This is a genomic window from Rahnella sp. PD4 (genome assembly GCF_049199325.1).
GTDB lineage: Bacteria > Pseudomonadota > Gammaproteobacteria > Enterobacterales > Enterobacteriaceae > Rahnella > Rahnella perminowiae.
In genome coordinates this window covers 596,325-617,102 of the sequence record NZ_JBLZQF010000003.1, presented here as the reverse complement: position 1 = coordinate 617,102, position 20,778 = coordinate 596,325, and the positions used below count along the sequence as shown (strand labels likewise).

16 protein-coding genes and 1 other annotated feature are annotated in these 20,778 nt (G+C 50.8%); of the genes, 5 read left to right on the top strand and 11 right to left on the bottom strand.

Annotation, left to right across the window (positions count from 1 at the left end; all coding sequences use genetic code 11):
• A partial coding sequence (locus ACOZIO_RS11710) for a metallophosphoesterase family protein (RefSeq protein ID WP_421595289.1) occupies positions 1-2,112 on the top strand: 2,112 nt, incomplete at its 5' end.
• 38 nt (positions 2,113-2,150) lie between these two features.
• Here the strand turns inward: ACOZIO_RS11710 and ACOZIO_RS11705 are convergent.
• The 7 genes from ACOZIO_RS11705 to dnaX form a co-directional block, all read right to left on the bottom strand.
• Positions 2,151-3,470 (bottom strand): inosine/guanosine kinase, encoded by a 1,320-nt coding sequence (locus tag ACOZIO_RS11705; RefSeq protein WP_129952803.1) that lies wholly within the window; start codon positions 3,468-3,470, stop codon positions 2,151-2,153.
• Positions 3,471-3,508: 38 nt separating this feature from the next.
• On the bottom strand, positions 3,509-4,471 hold the full coding sequence (hemH, locus tag ACOZIO_RS11700) for a ferrochelatase (RefSeq protein WP_129992073.1): 963 nt from the start codon (positions 4,469-4,471) through the stop codon (positions 3,509-3,511).
• 351 nt (positions 4,472-4,822) lie between these two features.
• Positions 4,823-5,467, bottom strand: a complete 645-nt coding sequence (adk, locus tag ACOZIO_RS11695) for an adenylate kinase (protein ID WP_129952805.1) — start codon at positions 5,465-5,467, stop codon at positions 4,823-4,825.
• Positions 5,468-5,745: 278 nt separating this feature from the next.
• The gene (gene htpG / locus ACOZIO_RS11690) at positions 5,746-7,614 is read right to left on the bottom strand and encodes a molecular chaperone HtpG (protein ID WP_165383732.1); all 1,869 of its coding nucleotides are present in this window, start codon (positions 7,612-7,614) and stop codon (positions 5,746-5,748) included.
• Positions 7,615-7,788: 174 nt separating this feature from the next.
• Entirely contained in the window at positions 7,789-8,394 is a 606-nt protein-coding gene (gene recR / locus ACOZIO_RS11685) for a recombination mediator RecR (RefSeq protein WP_015698289.1), read from the bottom strand.
• Complete coding sequence (locus ACOZIO_RS11680) at positions 8,394-8,723, bottom strand: YbaB/EbfC family nucleoid-associated protein (RefSeq protein WP_013576599.1); 330 nt, start codon at positions 8,721-8,723, stop codon at positions 8,394-8,396. The genes recR and ACOZIO_RS11680 overlap by 1 nt, the downstream gene beginning before the upstream one ends.
• A 41-nt stretch (positions 8,724-8,764) precedes the next feature.
• Entirely contained in the window at positions 8,765-10,711 is a 1,947-nt protein-coding gene (gene dnaX, locus ACOZIO_RS11675; protein WP_421595288.1) for a DNA polymerase III subunit gamma/tau, read from the bottom strand.
• Positions 9,365-9,429: a sequence feature (DnaX frameshifting element), on the bottom strand. It overlaps the preceding gene by 65 nt.
• A gap of 320 nt (positions 10,712-11,031) precedes the next feature.
• Here dnaX and ACOZIO_RS11670 point away from each other — a divergent pair.
• The gene (locus tag ACOZIO_RS11670; RefSeq protein ID WP_421595287.1) at positions 11,032-13,095 is read left to right on the top strand and encodes an alpha-amylase; all 2,064 of its coding nucleotides are present in this window, start codon (positions 11,032-11,034) and stop codon (positions 13,093-13,095) included.
• 63 nt (positions 13,096-13,158) lie between these two features.
• On the opposite strand, the gene apt is transcribed toward ACOZIO_RS11670, so the two are convergent.
• Together apt and ACOZIO_RS11660 are read right to left on the bottom strand one after the other, a co-directional pair.
• Positions 13,159-13,710, bottom strand: coding sequence for an adenine phosphoribosyltransferase (gene apt, locus ACOZIO_RS11665; RefSeq protein ID WP_013576602.1), 552 nt, complete (start codon positions 13,708-13,710; stop codon positions 13,159-13,161).
• Between the two features lie 184 nt (positions 13,711-13,894).
• On the bottom strand, positions 13,895-14,263 hold the full coding sequence (locus ACOZIO_RS11660; protein ID WP_129952809.1) for a DUF454 family protein: 369 nt from the start codon (positions 14,261-14,263) through the stop codon (positions 13,895-13,897).
• A 114-nt stretch (positions 14,264-14,377) separates the two neighbouring features.
• Between ACOZIO_RS11660 and priC the strand changes: the two genes are divergently transcribed.
• Both priC and rsmS read left to right on the top strand, forming a co-directional pair.
• Positions 14,378-14,914, top strand: a complete 537-nt coding sequence (priC, locus tag ACOZIO_RS11655) for a primosomal replication protein PriC (RefSeq protein ID WP_129992076.1) — start codon at positions 14,378-14,380, stop codon at positions 14,912-14,914.
• Between the two features lie 95 nt (positions 14,915-15,009).
• Positions 15,010-15,183, top strand: coding sequence for a pleiotropic regulatory protein RsmS (gene rsmS / locus ACOZIO_RS11650; RefSeq protein WP_129952811.1), 174 nt, complete (start codon positions 15,010-15,012; stop codon positions 15,181-15,183).
• A gap of 60 nt (positions 15,184-15,243) precedes the next feature.
• Here the strand turns inward: rsmS and mscK are convergent, their stop codons facing one another.
• Both mscK and acrR read right to left on the bottom strand, forming a co-directional pair.
• Entirely contained in the window at positions 15,244-18,639 is a 3,396-nt protein-coding gene (mscK, locus tag ACOZIO_RS11645) for a mechanosensitive channel MscK (protein WP_129952812.1), read from the bottom strand.
• A gap of 171 nt (positions 18,640-18,810) precedes the next feature.
• Positions 18,811-19,449, bottom strand: a complete 639-nt coding sequence (acrR, locus tag ACOZIO_RS11640) for a multidrug efflux transporter transcriptional repressor AcrR (protein WP_129952813.1) — start codon at positions 19,447-19,449, stop codon at positions 18,811-18,813.
• Positions 19,450-19,590: 141 nt separating this feature from the next.
• On the opposite strand from acrR, the gene ACOZIO_RS11635 reads away from it, so the two are divergent.
• Positions 19,591-20,766, top strand: coding sequence for an efflux RND transporter periplasmic adaptor subunit (locus tag ACOZIO_RS11635; RefSeq protein ID WP_129952814.1), 1,176 nt, complete (start codon positions 19,591-19,593; stop codon positions 20,764-20,766).
• The last annotated feature ends 12 nt before the right edge of the window (positions 20,767-20,778 follow it).

Here is a 20,778-nt window from a genome sequence, read left to right as displayed (position 1 = left end):
GGGGCAACTGTCCCGGCGGGAACGAGTATAGATATAACCTCTCATAATAACGCCAGCTCTATGGATGCAACCGTCCAGCGCGACGGTGCAGGTATCCCATCGGGGGCAACTGTCCCGGCGGGAACGAGTATAGATATAACCTCTCATAATAACGCCAGCTCTATGGATGCAACCGTCCAGCGCGACGGTGCAGGTATCCCATCGGGGGCAACTGTCCCGGCGGGAACGAGCGCAGATATAACCCCTTATAATTGCACCCGTTCAACGGATGTAAGCGTCAGAAACGATGATACAGGAACCGGAGGAGCAGTAACCCCGGCGGGAACAACGGACATAGGCGGCATATCCCGTAATAACGAAACACATTCCCTACAGGCCAATAAGGGTACAACCGCCCCTGATCAACTAAATTGCATAAATCCTGAACACAATGTTCCTTCTGTCGATGTGGAGTCTGGCGAGGCTAATATCGAGCCAGATAATGATACCTATGCTGTAATGTCAGATAAGTTAGATACTTTATATCCTGTATTGTCCGCCCCTACGCAGATAAATAATGTCAGCAATGGGGATTATGCCTTTACTTCCGGTGAAGTGAATTATACCGCCCATGGCGGCAAACAGACTGAAAAGTATGAAATACTGTCAGACTCTGTAGATGATGTGGAAATGTCGCTGACGACATTTAAAACCCGAATGGCTGAAAAAATCAAAAATGAGCAGGGAAATAGTACTGCCCATTTTGGTTCACTCGGTTCACCTAAAACCTGGAATGAAGCAGGGACCAAAGGTGAGATTTACTACGCGGACTGGTCGGATGGTCGTCACTATTTTGAAGCTAAACAAGACGGTGCGCCTGGGCAAAACAAATGGTATTATCCGGAAAATAATAAAGATAATACCTGGTGGAAAATTGTTCACCCGATTGAGTATTACGCGATTACCTCTGATCCGCAGTATGCCCGTACTCCCAACGGTGTTGACCAGGAAGAGCAGGCAAAACCGGCAATCTACAATCAGTACCAAGTGCTCAACAGTCTGAAAAGCACCTATGGTGATGCCTTTAAGGGCACCATCATTAACGGTGATATTACGGATTTTGGTCATGACTGGCAGTGGTCAGAAATGAAAAAGGCCCTGGGAACGCTTAACCATGATTACTGGTATGGACTAGGCAATCATGACTACGAAAACAATGTCAATGATTGTTTCACCAATAACTGTGCCGTACGCAGTATCCGCGAACTTACCAACAATCTTAAATCGCGTAAAAATATTAATGCGATCGATTACAACGTAATTTCAGGTTATTCATTCCCTTCACTATCGACGAACTATATTGGGAGTTTCTCTTATAGCTTTGATATGTCAGGCATTCGCTTTATCCAACTGAACAACTATGCCGAATATACCAAGGAATTTAGCGGCTTCAGTATGAAAGATGCCCGCAAATATACAGTAAAAGTCACCCCTTCTGTCGACTGGCTGGAACAACAACTCGCTGATGCCCGTAAACAAGGCAAAGCTGTTATATTACTTTCGCATATTAAAAATATGGGTGCAGCAAGTTCACGTCTGCAACAGATGACGGCGAAAAATAGCGATTATGATATTACCGCTATTTTCAACGGCCATACTCATGAAATGTCTGTAGGTGACTATTACGCCAACAGTGGTGCGACATTCAAAGAAACATTTTTATTGGTTGAAGTTAATAACCTTAAAAGAGAATTGTCCATTTATGAGGTTTCAGATAACGACCTGAAAACGAAAAAGTTGGAAGCCACTATCCCACTTAAACTTTCCGTGGTAGATAAGACCATTAAGGAAAATGCTTTCAGGGTTACACTGAAAAACGGTGGCGGTTACATTGGTATTTATAAAGTTAAATACGTCCGGGAAGACGGATCAAATGCAACCATTGATCATCGTCTGGCATTGGGCAACACCGTCACTGTCGAAGTGCCACGTGGGGCTAAAAATGTTCAGGTTATTGGGAAATCAAAATCCGGTCGGTCGATTTATAACGTCAGTCTGAACAATTATAAAGATGTCTGCATTAAGAGCTGGGGAACACTACCTAAAAACCTTCGTTGGGGTTATTGCGGATAAAAAGTATCGGCGGGGATGAAAATCCCCGCCTAGTTTATTTAACGTTCCCAGTAACTTTCTTCAAGACTGTCTTCACGTTCCGGCAGGCCACGCGTCAGACGCGGAGAATGCTGGTTCAGCACCTGATAACTCACGCGGTTTGCATATTTGCACACCTGGGCCAGAGAGGAATAGGTCAGATATTCACGGGCATGTTTGCTGGAATTCGGCACTGAAGTCCGGTGGAACCCATTCGCGGCAATATCATGCAGCAATGCTGACAGCGCGCCGTCTCCTGCTCCGTTGGTATTCATGATCTTTTCAGGCCCGCCCATATAGGGTGCAATGTGGGAATAAATCTTCAACGGTTGACGGCAACAGTCATGGCGCATGGCGCGGCTAAATTCATACTGGTTAAATTCAGCTATTGCGCCAGGCAGCAGTGGATGTTGGGTGGTGCGTTTGAATTCTTCTTCCGTATAACTCGCCATAAACAGGCCGTTTGGCCCGGCGGTACACAGCACCAAATCAACCCAGTCCAGCGCTTTATCAGCCGCCATCAGCGGATCCCTCAGACCCGTTAGCGCAAATCCCTCATCTTCGTTCATTGCCAGGATCGAGACGTGATCACGCAGGAAATCGCGCCATGCCTGGGGATCTTCCGCGATAACGTACTGGGTGCCCAGCGTCAGTACCACCGGCACATGATACTTTTTCGCGTATTCAATCGCCTGCATAGTCGCTTCCGGCATGGGTTCACCTGGCTTACTGCGCAGCAGATACGATGTCAGTAACAGTGCTGATGCACCGGCAATCACATCTTCCGGTATGCTTTGTGCACGCAGATCGTTCATTTTACCGGGGCTGATAGCAAAGGTACGTTCGCCAGTGTCACTGATGAGGGTAAAGCAGCGGCCAATTGCACCGTCCACGCCTTGCAGGAAGTTAAGATCCACACGGCTGGAGGTGTTGCACAGATAGCGATAGGCATAATCACCTATTTTGACATTGTTGCACATTACGCCAAGCAAAACGGAGCGGTCATCCGCCAGCACCGAATAGTTATGCAACGTGTTACCGACGGTGCCGCCCGCAAACTGATGCGTGATAAGCGCGTTGCTCATCAGTTCCTGATACAGCGTTTCCGACATCTCATCATCAAGAATATTGGATTCACCCGGTGTCAGCCCGTAGCGGGCAACAAAATTTTCATCAACACGCGCTTCGATATCGACCATCGTCTGGTCAATGCCGGTGATGTACGAAGCACCGGCTTCTGACTCCGGCAGCATGTCCTGCAACATAGAATCACGTAATAAAGGGTCGCGCGCGCTGACCGGAAAATAGTGTTTGGACTTACGTTTACCAGGAAATTTCATTCATTATTCTCGGGGAGTTCAAAAAGCTCAGGCTTCATTCAGAAGTGCTGAGTGACCAGTTGTTGCAGCAAATCAATATGCTCCGGCTGGTCGTTCAAGGCGTCAATATATTCGAAGCGCTCGCCGCCTGCATGAATAAAAACTTCACGATTCTCGCCTTTAATTTCCTCCAGGGTCTCGAGACAGTCTGCCGCGAAGCCCGGACAAAGGATCTGAATATGTTTAACTCCCTGAGCAGGAAGGCCTTTCAGTGTTTCATCGGTGTATGGCGTGAGCCAGGGCTCACGACCAAAGCGGGACTGGAAAGTCAGCATTATTTTGCCCACAGGCAGTTGCAACGCGTCTGTGAGCGCCTGCACGGTATCGCGGCAACGCTGTTCATAGTCATCACCTTCCGCCACAAAACGCTTTGGAATACCGTGGAAGGACAACACCAGACGGTCCGGTTCGCCATGCAGAGCGAACGAACGTTCGATGCTGGCTTTCAGTGCGGAAATGTACGCCGGATGCGTGGCGTAATCACGGATAAAGCTCATTGAAGGCAGACGACGCTGCGATTTCAGCACGCGCGCAACACCGTCAAAAACTGCAGCACTGGTGGAGCAGGAGTATTGCGGATACAACGGCAACACCACCATTTTGGTCACCCCCTGCGCCAGTAGTTTTTCAATAGGCTCTTTCATGCCCGGCTTACCGTAGCTCATGGCCAGCTCGACCGGCGTACCCGGCAGGCGTTCTGCCAGAGCTTTCTGCTGACGACGGCTATATACCATCAGCGGTGAACCTTCTTCCATCCACACGGCTTTGTACAGTTTGGACACACGTGGAGAACGCAGCGGCAGGATCACTAAATTCAGTACAGGCCACCACAGCCAACGGGGTGTATCAACCACACGAATATCACTCAAAAATTCAGCCAGATATTTTTTAACGGCCTGCGGAGTCGGAGCCTCCGGAGTCCCGAGGTTGACCAGAAGAACACCGAATTTGGTCTGCGTCATGCTGAATTTCCTAAATTGAAGGCACTGAAGCCAGTGCAAAAAGTTATGGGCGCCACCGTTTATTTGGAGATGCAGTAAAGAAGCGCAGGCCATTGTAACGAAAACAATGACGATCGGAACAACGGCAGAAGCTATCAATGCGAATTGTTATTAATACCCTTTCTATTTCAAAGGCTGATACATTGGCTACGTTCACTCACCCGAATCACTTACTTTAGTAAGCTCATCGGGGCTCCGCCCGCTTGCCGCCGTTCTGCCACTTGGAATATTGGGGTTATGAGGAAGGTGAGGAGCCTTAAAATACAAACGGGGCGACCGAAGTCACCCCGTGATGGCGTGCAGAGCAGACGATCAGCTGAGGATGGCAGCCAGTTCGTCACGCACAGCAGAGACCTGCTGTGTGCCGTCAATTTTGACGTATCTGGTGTTGCCCGCTTCGGCTTCTTTGCTGTAATAAGACACCAGCGGCTCCGTCAGTTCATGGTATTCCACCAGACGTTTACGCACGGTTTCTTCCTGATCGTCTTTACGGGTGATCAGTTCTTCACCGGTGACATCGTCTTTACCTTCCACTTTCGGCGGATTGTACTGGATGTGGTACACACGGCCAGAGCCAGGGTGTACGCGACGACCTACGATGCGATCGACGATCAGTTCGTCCGGCACATCGAATTCCAGCACATAATCAACTTTGATGCCCGCGTCTTTCATGGCATCAGCCTGCGGAATGGTACGAGGGAAACCGTCTAACAGGAAACCCTTGCGGCAATCTTCCTGCTGAATACGCTCTTTCACCAGTGCGATAACCAATTCATCGGTCACCAGTTTACCCGCATCCATAATCTCTTTTGCTTTCTTGCCGAGTTCACTTCCGGCCTTCACAGCGGCGCGCAACATATCACCGGTAGAAATTTGCGGAATACCAAATTTCTCCATGATGAATTGAGCCTGAGTACCCTTACCTGCGCCCGGAGCGCCCAGCAGAATGATACGCATTGCGTAAATCCCCTTGCATGTAATTTTTATGAATCTCGAAAAACGCTCAACCATACCATTCTGAGCACTTTTGCTCAAGGAACAAGCCCTGCTGAAATGGGGGTTAAGCCGGTGCAGACTGGCGTTTTATCCCCTGTTTCGGGCTGGCTACGGCCAGCAGAAGCGTTGTACCGCCTGCAGTGCAAAACCACACGACAACATGAAATCGGGGTCTTTTACAGACAAAAAAAGGGTGTCGTGTTAACGACACCCTTCCGGTTTACGGTTCAATGTGCAAATTACGCCTGAAGCAACGTATTCATACGACGGATGAACAGGTTTGGATCTTCCAGCGTGCCGCGTTCGGCGAACAGTGCCTGATCCAGCAGCAGTTCAATCCACTCACTGAACTGAGTCTCATCAGCGACGTCCGAAGCACGTTTTACCAGCGCATGCTCCGGGTTAAGCTCAAAGATATATTTGACTTCCGGCGCGTCCTGACCGGCCGCCGCGAACAGTTTTGCCATTTGCGTGGTCATTTCGTCAGCGCCCGTGGTGACGATAGCCGGTGTATCAGTCAGACGGTGCGTCAGACGCACTTCTTTCACACGGTCACCCAGCAGGGTTTTCACACGCTCAACAAACGGCTCCAGCGCTTTTTCGGCTTCTTTCTGCTGTTCGTTTTCTTCGTCAGCCAGTTTATCCAGTGACTCGTCGGCCTTGCTGACGGACTGGAAGACTTTACCCTCAAACTCAGTGAGGTAGCTCATCATCCACTCGTCGATGCGGTCAGACAACAACAGGACTTCAATGCCTTTTTTGCGGAACAATTCCAGGTGCGGACTGCTCTTCGCCGCCGCATAACTGTCGGCAGTGATGTAATAAATTTTGTCCTGACCTTCTACCATCGCCGTCACATAGTCTTCCAGCGACAACGTCTGCTCACTGCTGTCGTTGCGGGTGCTGGCGAAACGTAGCAGTTTGGCGATCGTTTCTTTGTTCGCACCGTCTTCTGCCGGGCCTTCTTTCAATACCAGACCAAACTGTTTCCAGAATTGCAGGTATTTTTCATTGTCATCTTTGGCCAGTTTTTCCAGCATTTGCAGAACGCGTTTGGTCAGCGCACTGCGCAGATTCTGAGTAATGCGGCTGTCCTGCAGAATTTCACGGGATACGTTCAGCGGCAGATCGTTGGAATCTATCAGACCACGCACGAAACGCAGGTAGTTCGGCATGAACTGCTCGGCTTCGTCCATGATAAACACGCGCTGAACATACAGTTTCAGGCCGTGTTTATGATCACGATTCCACATATCCCACGGTGCCTGTGAAGGGATATACAGCAGGCTGGTGTATTCCTGCTTACCTTCAACGCGGTTGTGGCTCCAGCTCAGCGGATCGCTGAAATCATGAGAAATATGTTTGTAGAATTCTTTATATTCTTCGTCCGTGACTTCCGCTTTACCGCGCGTCCACAGGGCCTGCGCCTTGTTAATTTGTTCCCAGGTTACGGTGCCGTCTTCTTCGTTACGGGTTTCGACTTCCACCGGCAACGCAATATGGTCGGAATATTTGCTGATAATGGAGCGTACGCGCCAGTCATCAAGGAATTCGTCCTGATCTTCGCGCAGGTGCAAAGTGATTTCAGTGCCGCGATCGGCTTTCTCGATATCCGCCAGGGTGTATTCACCTTCACCGGCAGATTCCCAGAATACGCCTTCTTCAGCGCTGGCACCGGCTGCACGGGTGCGCACGGTGACTTTGTCTGCCACGATAAAGGCAGAGTAGAATCCCACACCAAACTGACCAATCAGTTGGCTGTCTTTCGCCTGTTCCGAACCGACAGATTGCAGGAAGGCTTTGGTACCGGATTTAGCGATTGTCCCGAGGTTATCAATCACTTCATCACGGCTCATACCGATACCGTTATCACTCAACGTCAGGGTGCGTTTTTCTTTATCAAATGCCAGACGGACATGCAGCTCGCCATCACCTTCATAAAGTTCAGGCGCAGATAATGCGCGGAAACGCAGTTTATCAGCGGCATCGGAGGCGTTAGAAATCAGCTCCCGCAGGAAAATTTCTTTGTTTGAATACAGGGAATGGATCATCAGATGAAGCAGTTGTTTTACTTCAGACTGGAATCCGCGTGTCTCTTGTCCTTTCATACTCATCAAATTACCTCAATCCAGATACTGTTATTGACCAAATCAGACGTTGAGGAATAAGTGGGGTTACGCGTCAGGCTTTTCAAGCGCAGGGAAAAATTTTTAAGAAGAAATGCAGAGGGATAACGGAACAAAACGGGGCGCAGAGAATCGCGCCCGCATGACAGTCGACAGTCAGAACCGGAAGGGATGACGTCCGGCGAGGGAATGGGACAGCGTGGTACCGTCCACCATATCCAGTTCACCACCAACCGGCACACCATGCGCGATGCGGCTGGCCAGCACACCGTACTGGCCGCACATTTCAGCGATATAGTTGGCGGTCGCCTCACCTTCAACCGTCGGGTTAGTCGCGAGGATCACTTCCTGAATATTTTCACTTTCAAGTCGTTCTTCCAGGCGACCTAAACCGATGTCGTCAGGCCCGATGCCATCAAGGGGGGACAGGTGGCCCATCAGCACAAAATAGCGACCAGAGAACTGACCGGTTTGTTCTATCGCATGAATATCAGCCGGACTTTCCACCACACAAATCTGACCATTTTCTTTGCGCCGTGGGTTGGCACAAATAGTACAGATTTCCTGCTCGGTGAAGGTACGGCAATCGGCGCAATGGCCGATCTCAGACATGGCACGCGTTAAAGACTGTGCCAGCCGCATTCCGCCGCTGCGATCACGTTGCAACAACTGGAATGCCATTCGTTGCGCGGACTTCGGGCCAACGCCCGGCAGGCAACGCAACGCCTCCATTAAAGATTCAAGGAGAGGGCTGGTTTGCATCAGAACGGCATCTTAAAGCCTGGTGGCAATTGCATACCGCCAGACACGGCTGCCATTTTTTCTTTCTGAGTTTCATCGATACGGCGTGCTGCATCGTTGAACGCCGCAGCGATCAGGTCTTCCAGCATATCTTTATCGTCTTCCAGCAGGCTTGGATCAATTTCAACACGACGCACGTTATGCGCACCGTTGATGGTGATTTTCACCAGACCCGCACCTGATTCACCGGTCACTTCCAGCTGAGCGATTTCCGCCTGAGCCTGTTGCATTTTTTCCTGCATTTGCTGGGCCTGTTTCATCAGGTTACCAATGCCGCCTTTTCCAAACATAGTCTTCTCTCTCAGCAATGGCCGCGTCACAATCGCGGCGTTTAAATTGGGCGAATACTTTCTTCATCCAGCTCCGCGTCGAAGAAACGGCGCAAAGTCTGAATGTTGTTATCCGCAATAATAGACTGACGCGCCTGCGCCAGTTTTTCTTCATAAATGGCCTGTCGCCATTCCAGCGGCGTCTTCACCGCCAGATTATCATCTTCCAGCACGGTCAGTTCAACCGGCATCTGATGCAGTGCCGATAAGGCCTCCGTCAGTACCTTTTGTGCAGACGGCGAATTCAGGTGCTTTTGCGACGAACGCAGATGCAGGCAGATTTTGCCCGGTTCCGGTTGCTCGCGGTAGGCATTCAGCGCCAGTTGTTGCACCAGTTTCGGAATGGACATCCGGCTGATTTCAGCCGCCCATTCATCACGTTCAGTTGCTTCTTCTGCCAGACGGGAAGCCAGTTCCGGCGATTTTTCATGTTCGAGCGCGGTGCGCAACGCTTTCGGCGTCGCCACCGGTTCCGGTGCGACTTCCGGTTCCGTCATCGCTTTCCAGCGATAGGCTTCTTCTTTTATTGGCGCGGCGGGCTCTTTCTTCACGGCCAATGTCTGCGCACGTTCAGTCACCGAAGCGAGGCGCTCCAGTGCTGAGGTTGCCGGCCGCGCTTTTCCTGGCGCTGCCGGCTCAGCTTTTTTTGGGGTGGTACTCCCCTGCCTGAGCAATTGTGTTCGCGCCTGTAGAAGTTGCGCAGTGGTATCCGGCATCGCCGCCGGTTCTGCATTCCCCGGCGGCGGAGCATTATAGTTTGGTTGCGGCGGTGCGTTACGCGGCGCTGCCGGTTGCGATGGCGCTGGTGTCGCCACGTTTACCGGGGCTGCGACGGGTTGCGGAGCCGGTTCAGCAATAATCACTTTCGGATGGAAGGCCAGAGCGCGCAGCAGCGTCATTTCGACGCCCATGCGTTTGTCGGGCGCATACGCCAGCTCTTTGCGGCCAATCAGTAAAGTCTGATAATAAAGCTGCACATCAGCTGGCGGAATAACACGCGCGAGCTCACGCAGGCGTTGCTCAATAGCTGCGTAATGATTATCCAGCACAGACGGCAGGAGCTGAACCATTGCAATACGGTGCAGCAGCGCCAGCGTCTCCACCAACAAATTTTCCCAGTCGACCCCACGGGATGCGGCCTGTTCGACCTGCGCCATCATCTGACTACCGTCGGCGCTGACCAGCGCTTCGAGCATGGCCAGCGGCTGCTCGTCGTCCAGCGTACCAAGCATTTGTGCCACGGTTTCAGTGGTGACGGCACCCTGCCCCATCGCGATTGCCTGATCGGTGAGACTTAACGCATCACGCATACTGCCGTCGGCAGCGCGGGAAAGCAGTTGTAAGGCACGCGGCTCAGTGGTGATGGTTTCCTGCGTTAATACATGTTCGAGCTGTTTGCGGATCTGTTCAGCATCCAGCGCTTTCAGATGGAACTGCAAACAACGCGATAAAATGGTGACCGGCAGCTTTTGCGGATCCGTGGTCGCCAGCAGGAATTTGACGTGTGCAGGCGGCTCTTCCAGCGTTTTCAACAGCGCGTTGAAGCTATGACGCGAAAGCATGTGCACTTCGTCAATCAGGTAAACTTTGAAGCGGCCACGCGCCGGTGCGTATTGCACGTTATCCAGCAAATCGCGGGTGTCTTCGACTTTAGTACGCGATGCGGCATCGATCTCAATCAGATCGACAAAACGGCCCTGCTCGATTTCACGGCAGTTATCGCACACGCCACAAGGCGTGGAGGTGATCCCGGTTTCGCAGTTAAGCCCTTTCGCCAGCAGGCGGGCGATGGTGGTTTTGCCCACGCCACGGGTACCGGAAAACAGGTAGGCGTGATGGATGCGCCCGAGCGACAGGCCATTGGCCAGTGCGGTCAGCACATGTTCCTGTCCGACGACGTCGGCAAAAGTTTGGGGGCGCCACTTACGGGCAAGAACCTGATAGCTCATTAACACTTCATCGTTGATTTATAATGATTAATTTGACGATACACGAAAAAACATCGTTTAACCCGTCTTTCTGCGCGGGTCTGCGAAACGGAGACTGAAGACTCAGCATAATGATGCCTGAGCCAGACTGCCACTGCATAGTGTACCAGCAGGGTCGCCCTCATTCCTATTACTTTACTTTTGCATACCGCGTCGCAGTTTCTCCCCCTTCCTTCTCCTCCTGACAATTCGTCTCACAGGATGAGGGCAAATTTTGCGCACTTACTAAACTGGATTCACCTCTGTTCTGATAATGCTTCCTGCCTTTTGTAAGGAGAGCCATGAAACCCCTGACACTGCCTTTATTATTGCTCGTTTGCCCCGCCGCACAGGCCAGCTGGACGCTGCAAGGCTTTCCCGGTTTCGCCGAACCGGTCAGCGGCATATTCACCAGCCACACCACGTTACCAAAAGGGCAACGTACGCTTGAATTACATCAGGATAATCAGTGCTGGCAACCGTCTACCGCGATAAAGCTTAACGAGGTGCTGTCGCTGCAACCCTGCAAAAGCCACCCGCCGGTTTACTGGAAACAGTTCCGCTCCGGAGATTATCAGGTTCGAATTGATACCCGCAGCGGTACGCCTACGCTTCAGCTCAGTCTGAATACGGCGGAGGAATCTGTCGCTGCCGTGGCGAAAACCTGCCCGCGTCAGGATGGGAAACCGCTGATTGTCGATGTCTCCGGCACTTTTGCTGAGGGTGAAACTGTTCGCGATTTTTATTCCGGCCAGAGCGCCACAGTAACAAAAGGCCACATCACCATGATGCCCGACCCGGCCAGCGGGGGTTTGCTGTTACTGGAATCAGCAGAGCGTAAAACGCCAGCCACATTCAACTGGAAAAATGCCACGGTGTATTTTGTACTGACCGATCGTTTCGAAAACGGCAATCCGGAAAACGATCACAGCTATGGTCGCCACAATGACGGCCTGCAGGAAATCGGTACTTTCCACGGTGGCGATCTGGCCGGACTCACAACCAAACTCGATTATCTGCAACAGCTGGGCGTTAACGCGCTGTGGATCAGTTCGCCGCTCGAACAGATCCACGGTTGGGTTGGCGGCGGCACCAAAGGCGATTTTCCGCATTATGCCTATCATGGCTATTACACCCTCGACTGGACAAAACTCGATGCCAATATGGGTACCGGGGAAGATTTGCAAAAGCTGGTCAGTGAAGCCCACCGGCGTGGGATCCGCATTTTATTTGACGTTGTCGTCAATCACACCGGTTACGCCACGCTGGCGGATATGCAAACCTTCCATTTTGGCTCGTTGTATCTGAAAGGTGATGATATCGCAAAAATGCTCGGCAAAAACTGGACGGACTGGAAGCCCGGCCCTGGTCAGAACTGGCACAGCTTTAATGATTATATCAATTTCGGCGACAAGGACGGCTGGCGTACCTGGTGGGGTGAAAAATGGATCCGTACCGACATTGGCGATTATGACTCGCCCGGTTATGACGATCTGACCATGTCATTAGCCTTCCTGCCGGATATTAAAACGGAATCCAGTCAGGTCAGCGGCCTGCCCGTTTTCTATCGCAACAAACCCGATACGGCCGCACGTGAAATTCCCGGTGCAACACCGCGTGATTATCTGGTCACCTGGCTCAGTCAGTGGGTACGGGACTACGGCATAGACGGGTTCCGTGTGGATACCGCCAAACACGTCGAAAAATCAACACTGGCCTTACTTAAAGAGCGTTCAGCCGAAGCCCTGAAACAATGGAAAGCCGCCAATCCTTCAAAGGTGCTTGATGACGCGCCATTCTGGATGACCGGCGAGGCGTGGGGTCATGGCGTGATGAAAAGCGATTATTACGCCAGTGGATTTGATGCCATGATTAATTTTGATTTTCAGGATCAGGCAGCAGCGGCGCTGAGTTGTTTTGCCAATATCGACACAACTTATCAGCAGATGGCGGAGAAAATGCGGGATTTTAACGTTCTCAGTTATTTGTCATCACATGATACCCGGCTGTTTTTCACTGCCGATGCCAGAGAGTCTCTGGCATTACAGCAGCGTGCCGCAGATTTATTATTACTGGCACCGGGCGCGGTACAGATTTATTACGGCGATGAAAGTGGCCGTCAGTTTGGCCCGACGGGTTCAGATCCTTTACAAGGAACGCGGTCCGACATGAACTGGCATGAACTGACTGGCCCGAAACAGGCTTTACTCAGGCACTGGCAAAAACTGGGAACGTTCAGGGAACAACACCCCGCGGTTGGCGCAGGCGTGCAGAAATCACAGCAAACCGCGCAATATTATGCCTTCAGCCGTCAGCAAGGTGAGGATAAAGTCATGGTGGTCTGGACCGGAGAAAGCGGGAAATAACGGCGCAGAAAGCAAAAGGCCTCGCGTTAACGGCGAGGCCAGTTCATTACCAACGGGTAAAAATCAGTGGCCGTCGAAACAGACCAGGCTGTAACAGTTGATATTTGAATCATTCAGGCGTTTTTCACCGCCCAGTTCCGGCAGATTGATGATGAATGCGGCATCGGTCACTTCCCCGCCCAGACGGCGGATCAGTTTCGCCGTGGCTTCAATCGTGCCACCCGTTGCCAGCAAATCGTCGATCACCAGAATTTTTTCGCCAGGCTGAATAGCATCAACGTGGATTTCAAGGCTGTCAGTACCGTATTCCAGATCGTAGGTTTCGCTGATGGTTTCACGCGGTAACTTGCCCGGCTTACGCACGGGAACAAAGCCCACGCCCAGAACCAGCGCAACCGGTGCGCCAAACAGGAAGCCCCGCGCTTCGGTGCCTACCACTTTGGTGACGCCGGCATCACGGTAACGATCAGCCAGTAACTGAATGCTTGCAGCGTAAGCTTTTGGGTCTTCCAGCAAGCTGGTGACGTCACGGAACAGTATGCCTGGCTTAGGATAGTCAGGGATGGTTTTAATACTGTCTTTAATAAACTGTAGCTGCTGTGCGGTAGCGGTCATAATGTTAATTGCCTGATAAAGCTGCTGTTCATACTTAAACGCGGGCGGTCAAATGTCCCCCGTCATGCCGTGATAAAGCATGTCGTTCAAGGAAGGAAATTGGGAGCGCACCGACGTACGAGATGCCCAAATCTATGCAAAGCTGCTTTAAAAAGCAACCCGCAGCCGGACATGATCGCCTGTTTTATTGCTCAAGGTCAACCACTGGTAATCGCCACATCATGATCAGTAACGCAAACATCATGCAAACCAGTAAAATACGCACCCACAATAACGGCACAAAATAGATCGAAACCGAGAGACTCACCACAATCAGTACGATCGCTTTCGGTTTTACACCTTTCGGTAATGCGCGATGTGTCTGCCAGTGGCGCAGATAGCTGCCAAACCATGAGCGATACAATAACCACTGATGAAAGCGTGGTGATGAGCGGGCAAAGCACCAGACGGCAAGCAGTAAAAAGGGGGTCGTCGGCAACAGCGGTAGCACCACCCCGAGCGTCGCCAGCACCACACACAACCAGCCTAGGATAATCAGTAGTACGCGTTTCATGCATTTCCTTCGGTTTCAAACAGACTGTGTAGCCGGTTTGCGGATTCTCAGTGTAAACAAGTGCGCAGAAGCTGGCATACCGGTAAGCTACGCCAGAGTTTAAGGGAGATTATCGTGAGCACAGAACGAATTTTACATGTCCTCGATCAGCAGATCGAAACACTGGCCAGGGAAATTGAACCGATCGGCCATGTTTCCGCCTCGCAGGCGCGGTTTGATGTCGCACTTTTCTCAACCAAAGGTACCCGGTTGCGCGACTATCTGGCAGAAATTAAAACCAATTTGCAGCAACTTAATCAGGAAGTACTCGAGAAACGTTCCGCACAGGTGGCATTTATTGCTGAACGGCTGGTGGCACAAATTACCGCCATGCAGCGCGAACTGGCGACCCAGTCTTTGCGTAAAATACACCAGGCACCCGAACGCAAAAGCCATGATAATTATACCAAACTGGCGGAAACTCAGCAGTTCGAGCGGCGTCTGATCGCGATGATTGAAGACCGGGAGACGACGCTGGGCCAGCTGGCTACATTCAGCGATCAGCAGCGGGTGCAGAAGGAGCTGGCAGCACTCGAAGGACGTTTAATGCGTTGTCGGCAGGCACTGGCCAAAATTGAGAGACAAATCGAGCGGCAGGAAAAAGGTTTTTGAATCTTTATCACATTTTTTTAATCCGGCATTCAGGCTAAGCCTTTTCTTATCTATAATAGTAAGTCCAAAACCTGCTAATCATAACGTTGGCCTATATGTCCGTAGAAAATGCGCCCCCCGAACTTCAGCTTGCTGTCGATTTGATTTACCTGCTTGAGTGCAATGAGATTGCCCCTGAAACCGCTCTTGCGGCGCTGGAAATTGTACATCGCGATTATCAGGAAAAGTTAAAGAACAGTAAAAGTACGCTGTCGATCAGCTACCTTTAAGCCAGCCGGCTGCCTGTTTCAGGGGAACCCGTCGCTTTCCCCTGACTGGCACGCTACGCCTCAGACCGGTGAGAAATGGTCCTGCTGATCGCCGGGCTGTCTCAGCACCCTTTTCACTTCCTGAACTTCGCTACCGTCCTGATTATGCAGATACACTTCCAGCTGATTGAACGCGATATTAATGTTGTTCTCGCGGCACAGCTTATCAATGCTGCGGTTGAGTTCATCCACGGTATAACTGCGATCCCCCAGCTCACGCACATACACCCGTAGCTCATGATCAAGCGTACTGGCTCCGAAATTGAGGAAGAACACCAAGGGCGCGGGGTCACTCATCACACGAGAGTTTTCATGTGCCGCCTGCAATAAAATTTCCTTCACTTTGTCGAGATCAGAACCATACGCCACGCCAATTTTGACTAACACCCGGGTGACGGTATCGCTCAGCGACCAGTTAATCAGCCGCTCAGTCACAAAGGCTTTATTCGGGATGATCACTTCTTTGCGGTCAAAATCGATCATCGTGGTCGCACGGATACGGATGCGGCTGACGGTGCCCGAGAATGTCCCGATGGTGACGGTATCGCCAATACGTACCGGACGTTCGAAAAGTATGATCAGACCTGAAACAAAGTTCGCGAAGATCTCCTGCAAACCAAAGCCGAGCCCGACCGACAGCGCTGCCACCAGCCATTGCAATTTATCCCACGAGACGCCGAGCGATCCGAGTGCCGTGACTGCGCCAATCACCGTAATCGAATAGGTCAGGATAGTCGTGATGGCATAGGACGTCCCCTGCCGCAATTGCAGCCGTGATAGCACGACGACTTCAAGCAGCCCCGGTAAGTTTCGTGTTAACACATAGGCCACAATCACCGCCAGAAAACCGAGCAGTAAATTACCCAGCGTCACCGTTTGCTGAATGACCGCACCCGCTACCGTGCTGGAGTAATGCCATAAGGTAATGCTGTCCAGATACGAAATGACCGTCAGTAAATCCGACCAGATCCAGTAGAATATGGTCGCGAAAATAAAGAACAGACCCATCGTGGTCAGGCGCAATGACTGTTGGTTGATCTGATCTAACCCGATCTGCGACTCTTCGACCGGCTCGCTGCCTTCCGCGCCATCTTTCGCCGCTATGGTCTGGCGTCGCGCCAGCGCTCGGCGATAAGCCAGGCGCCGTGCGGCCACGCTTAATCCACGCAATGCCGTGAGATAGGTAATGTTCCAGAAAATCAGCAGATAAAGGCTGTCAATCCAGCGGCCAGCCAGACGCAGCGTGGTGTAAAAATAACCGGTGACCATCAATCCGACAAAGAAAAGCGGTGCCAGCGCAATGGCCGTCACCACCACCAGACGAATACTGTGTGAATCTTTTTCACGCCAGCCATCACGCGCAATCGGGAAGACCAGAACGGCCAGAGCAAGCATTGTCAGGAAAATCACGACCTGACCGATGATGTCATCCACCAGCCCGAGCGGCGCTTTCTCACCGCGTACCGACCAGAAAATCACGGGCAACATCATCAGACTCAGACGAATGACAGAACGACGATAGTGAGCACAGGTGGTTGCCGGCATAGTAAAGTGCCGTTCATTTATGCTGCCAGGTTTGAGAATGCGATAACAAAAGCCCATCACCAGCAGGAAAACCGCCAGCCGTTGCGCCAGTGTCCATAAGAAATCACTCGGATCGATATCACACACTGAAAGCCAGTAGCCGATGCCGAGTATAAGCAGGACGCCCGGCAACACATTCAGTGCCATCAATGCCAGCGCCTGCGGTGTATGCAACTGGCTGTCCCGCTTGAGCTGTCCGACATCTTTACCCAGCATTTCAATCCGCTGATTGATATATTTCCGGCGCCATAACAGCAACAAAATGACAGTTAACAGCGGGATGGTCACCGGCAGAGAATGCAGTGCACCCAGCATCAGTTCGCCCGGCGGAATACTGACATGCAGGCCGCTCAGCTGATTTTTCACTTCATCGGGCAGAGACTTGATGAACTCCCAGTTCATCGGTTTGTTGCTGCTCACCCAAAAAATTTGCTGGGTCAGCGTTTCGGTCAGCGACTGATTGATGCTCAGTAATTGTTGCTGGTTAATCTGTAAGCTGATGGCCAGCGAAAGCTGATTACCGAGTTGTTTATTCAGTTGATCAAGCAACTCCCGTCGCATGTCGACAATCTGATCCAGCGCATCGCTGATATCGCCATTAATGGTTTCTTTACTGCTGCTGACAACGCCCTGAATATAACTGTCGCCCTGGAATAAGGCATCACGCTGCTGATTGATCTTGAATTGTTCAAGACGCAGATCGGCAATATGTGTGCTCATGTCGGTTATCAGGCCGGAAGGCGGAATGGTATTTTGCTGTTGCTGATACAAAATGCGCGACAGTAATAAACTGCCCTTCAGCACAGTGATTTGCTCTTTGAGGTCATGCTCAGCCTGAGCCGAACGGTCGAGCCAGTTTTTCACCGTGATGTTTTTTTGCACCAACTGATTGCCCTCTTCCGTTGCGGCAATCAGGCGTTCACTGAGCTGACGGTTAATCCCCAGTTCCTGCGCGACCAGCGGATCATTTTGGATGTTAGAGGTGTCATCCGGACTCTGGGCTTCTTTTGCCGTACGTTCAGACAAAATCAGCCGTTTTCCGTTGACCACTTCCTGCAACAATTGTGCGGTATGTTCCAACTGACTGATGTGTGCATTGGTGTAATCGCGTTGTTTTTGCAGGAGATCCTGCAACGTCGTGTTGGCTTCAAGGCTCTTGCGTTGCAGATCAATCTGCGCAGTCAGCAACGCCTGTTGCGTCACCAGCATATTTTGCTGAGTAGTCCGGAGATCCTGCTGACCGGGCGACATCCCGTTGAGCTGATTACGAATTTTCTGGATGGCCAGTGAATAGGTGTACATCGCGTTTTGTACACGTTCCGGCTGGGTTTGCAGGGAAATCAGTTGGGTATTAAACGTCGATAAATCTTCCTGAGAGGACTGAAGATCATCGAGCGTATCGTTAAGACGATTTTCCAACTGACGCAGCGACAGCGCAGAAAGCTGCGCTTTATTCGCATCATCTTTCGGGTTGTTTTTGATTTGATCCAGGCCATCCATCGCGCTACGCAATTTTTGCGGAGCTTCAGCGACCTGTTTTTGCAGCTGATTAACTTCCTGCTTCACCCGGTCAAGCGCATCAAGATATTCCAGCGTGTGGATCAGATCCTGTTGCGAAAGTTTATCGACCGGCGTCAGGTTTTTTTGGCGATTTAATGCATCAAGCTGGTTCTGAACTTCATTCCGGCTGGGAATATCATTACTGGCCGCGTGACCGGGAAGGGAGAAAAGAAACAGGGCAATGCAAATCATCCCCGTAAAAAACCCTGTCATCCCCTTTTTTTTGCGGGGAGAAATTACATCAGAAAAAGCGGTCAAAAACCGGATACACATACGTCTGTGCCAACTCATTTACCAAATGAATAATATGGTAACGACAATAACAGTGTTAACAATGAAAGGAAGGAGAAAAGCGTATCTGAATACAACATCAGGGTGGTTATTTAATCATCAACAGGAGAAAAAATTTGCAGGCTTATTAATACAGGAGAAAGTATCAGAGCGTTACTTTACTACGGCGAGAAAGGACGAGTGTCGCAACATATCAATATAGGTATCCACAAATTTCCCGGCATTACCTTCTAAATCAAAGCTTTCAGGGATAAATAACCAGTTTTCCATTAAGCCGGTCAGATAGGCACGTAAAATAATGGCAGCCTGGCGGGTATCAAGATTAGCGGGTAGTTGCTTTTCGTCTATACAGCGCAGGAGAATACGTTCGATTTTACCGTACCCTTCCATATAGAGCGCTTTACGGGCTTCATGGACTGAAGTCATCTCCCCAACAAATTCACATTTATGGAATATAATCTCCATCAATGCCTTACGCTGGCTATCCGTGACGGTGGCGACCAGTATGTAAATAAGGATTTCGCGCAAAATACGCAGTGGATTATTCGGAAACTTTGTCTGATACTCTACTTCGAGCACTTTTATCCGGGATTCATAAGCTTCCCAGATCGCGTTAAACAGTTCCACTTTGTTCCTGAAATGCCAATAAATTGCGCCCCGCGTCACACCGGCTGCATTAGCAATATCAGTCAGTGATGTCGACGATACCCCACGGGCAGAAAATTCGCGCACAGCAGCATCCAGAATGTGTTGTCTGGTTTCCAGCGCCTGTGATTTGGTTTTTCGTGCCATAGGTTTATCTTTCAGGGGAGTTTGATTTACATACATTCTTGAATGTATGTAACATAGCACGCACATACTAAAAGCGCAGCAATGGATTTAGAATGTTGTGATCCATTGGACAATTTGAAATCGGACACTTGAGGTTTATTTATGAACAAAAACAGAGGGTTAACGCCTCTGGCGGTAGTTCTGATGCTATCCGGAAGCTTAGCACTTACAGGATGTAACGATAAAGAAGCTCAACAAGGTGCGCCACAGGCTCCGCAGGTTGGCGTCGTTACCCTGAAAACTGAACCGCTTAATGTGACTACCGAACTTCCAGGTCGTACTGCTGCTTTTCGCATTGCTGAAGTACGCCCACAGGTTAGCGGTATCATTCTCAAACGCAACTTTGTTGAAGGCAGCGACATTAAAGCCGGTACTTCATTATATCAAATTGATCCTGCCACTTATCAGGCCGCGTATGACAGCGCTAAAGGCGATCTGGTAAAAGCTCAGGCAAACGCACAAATTTCCCGTCTTACCGTTACCCGTTACAAGCCTCTGCTCGGCACCAGCTATATCAGTAAGCAAGATTACGATACGGCTGTCGCTACGGCGGCACAGGCTGATGCGGCGGTAGTCAGTGCGAAAGCAGCCGTTGAGTCTGCACGCATCAATCTGGCTTACACCAAAGTCACCTCCCCGATCAGCGGACGCATCGGTAAATCGTCTGTGACAGAAGGTGCGCTGGTGTCTAACGGCCAGACCAATGCGCTAGCGACCGTGCAACAGCTCGATCCTATTTATGTTGACGTGACGCAGTCCAGTAATGATTTCCTGCGCCTGAAACAGGAACTGGCTGACGGTTCACTGAAACAGACAGACGGTAAAGCGCAAGTCAAGCTGCTGATGGATAACGGTAAAGAATATTCACAGCCGGGTACATTAGAATTCTCTGATGTGACGGTTGATGAAACTACCGGTTCCATTACTTTACGCGCCATCTTCCCGAATCCAAATGATGCCCTGCTGCCGGGTATGTTTGTACGCGCGCGTCTTGATGAAGGTGTTAACAACAACGCGCTGCTGGTACCGCAGCAAGGTATCACCCGTAACCCACGCGGTGATGCAACAGCGATGGTTATCGGTGCGGACAATAAAGTTGAACTTCGAACTGTGACGACGACACAGGCGATTGGCGACAAATGGGTTGTGACAGAGGGCCTGAAAAGTGGCGATAAAGTTATCGTGACAGGTCTGCAAAAAATTAAGCCAGGCGTACAGGTTACTGCACAGGAAGTCGATCAAAACGCAGCAGCGCCCGCTACAGCGACGAAGTCTTAATAGGAGCCGGTA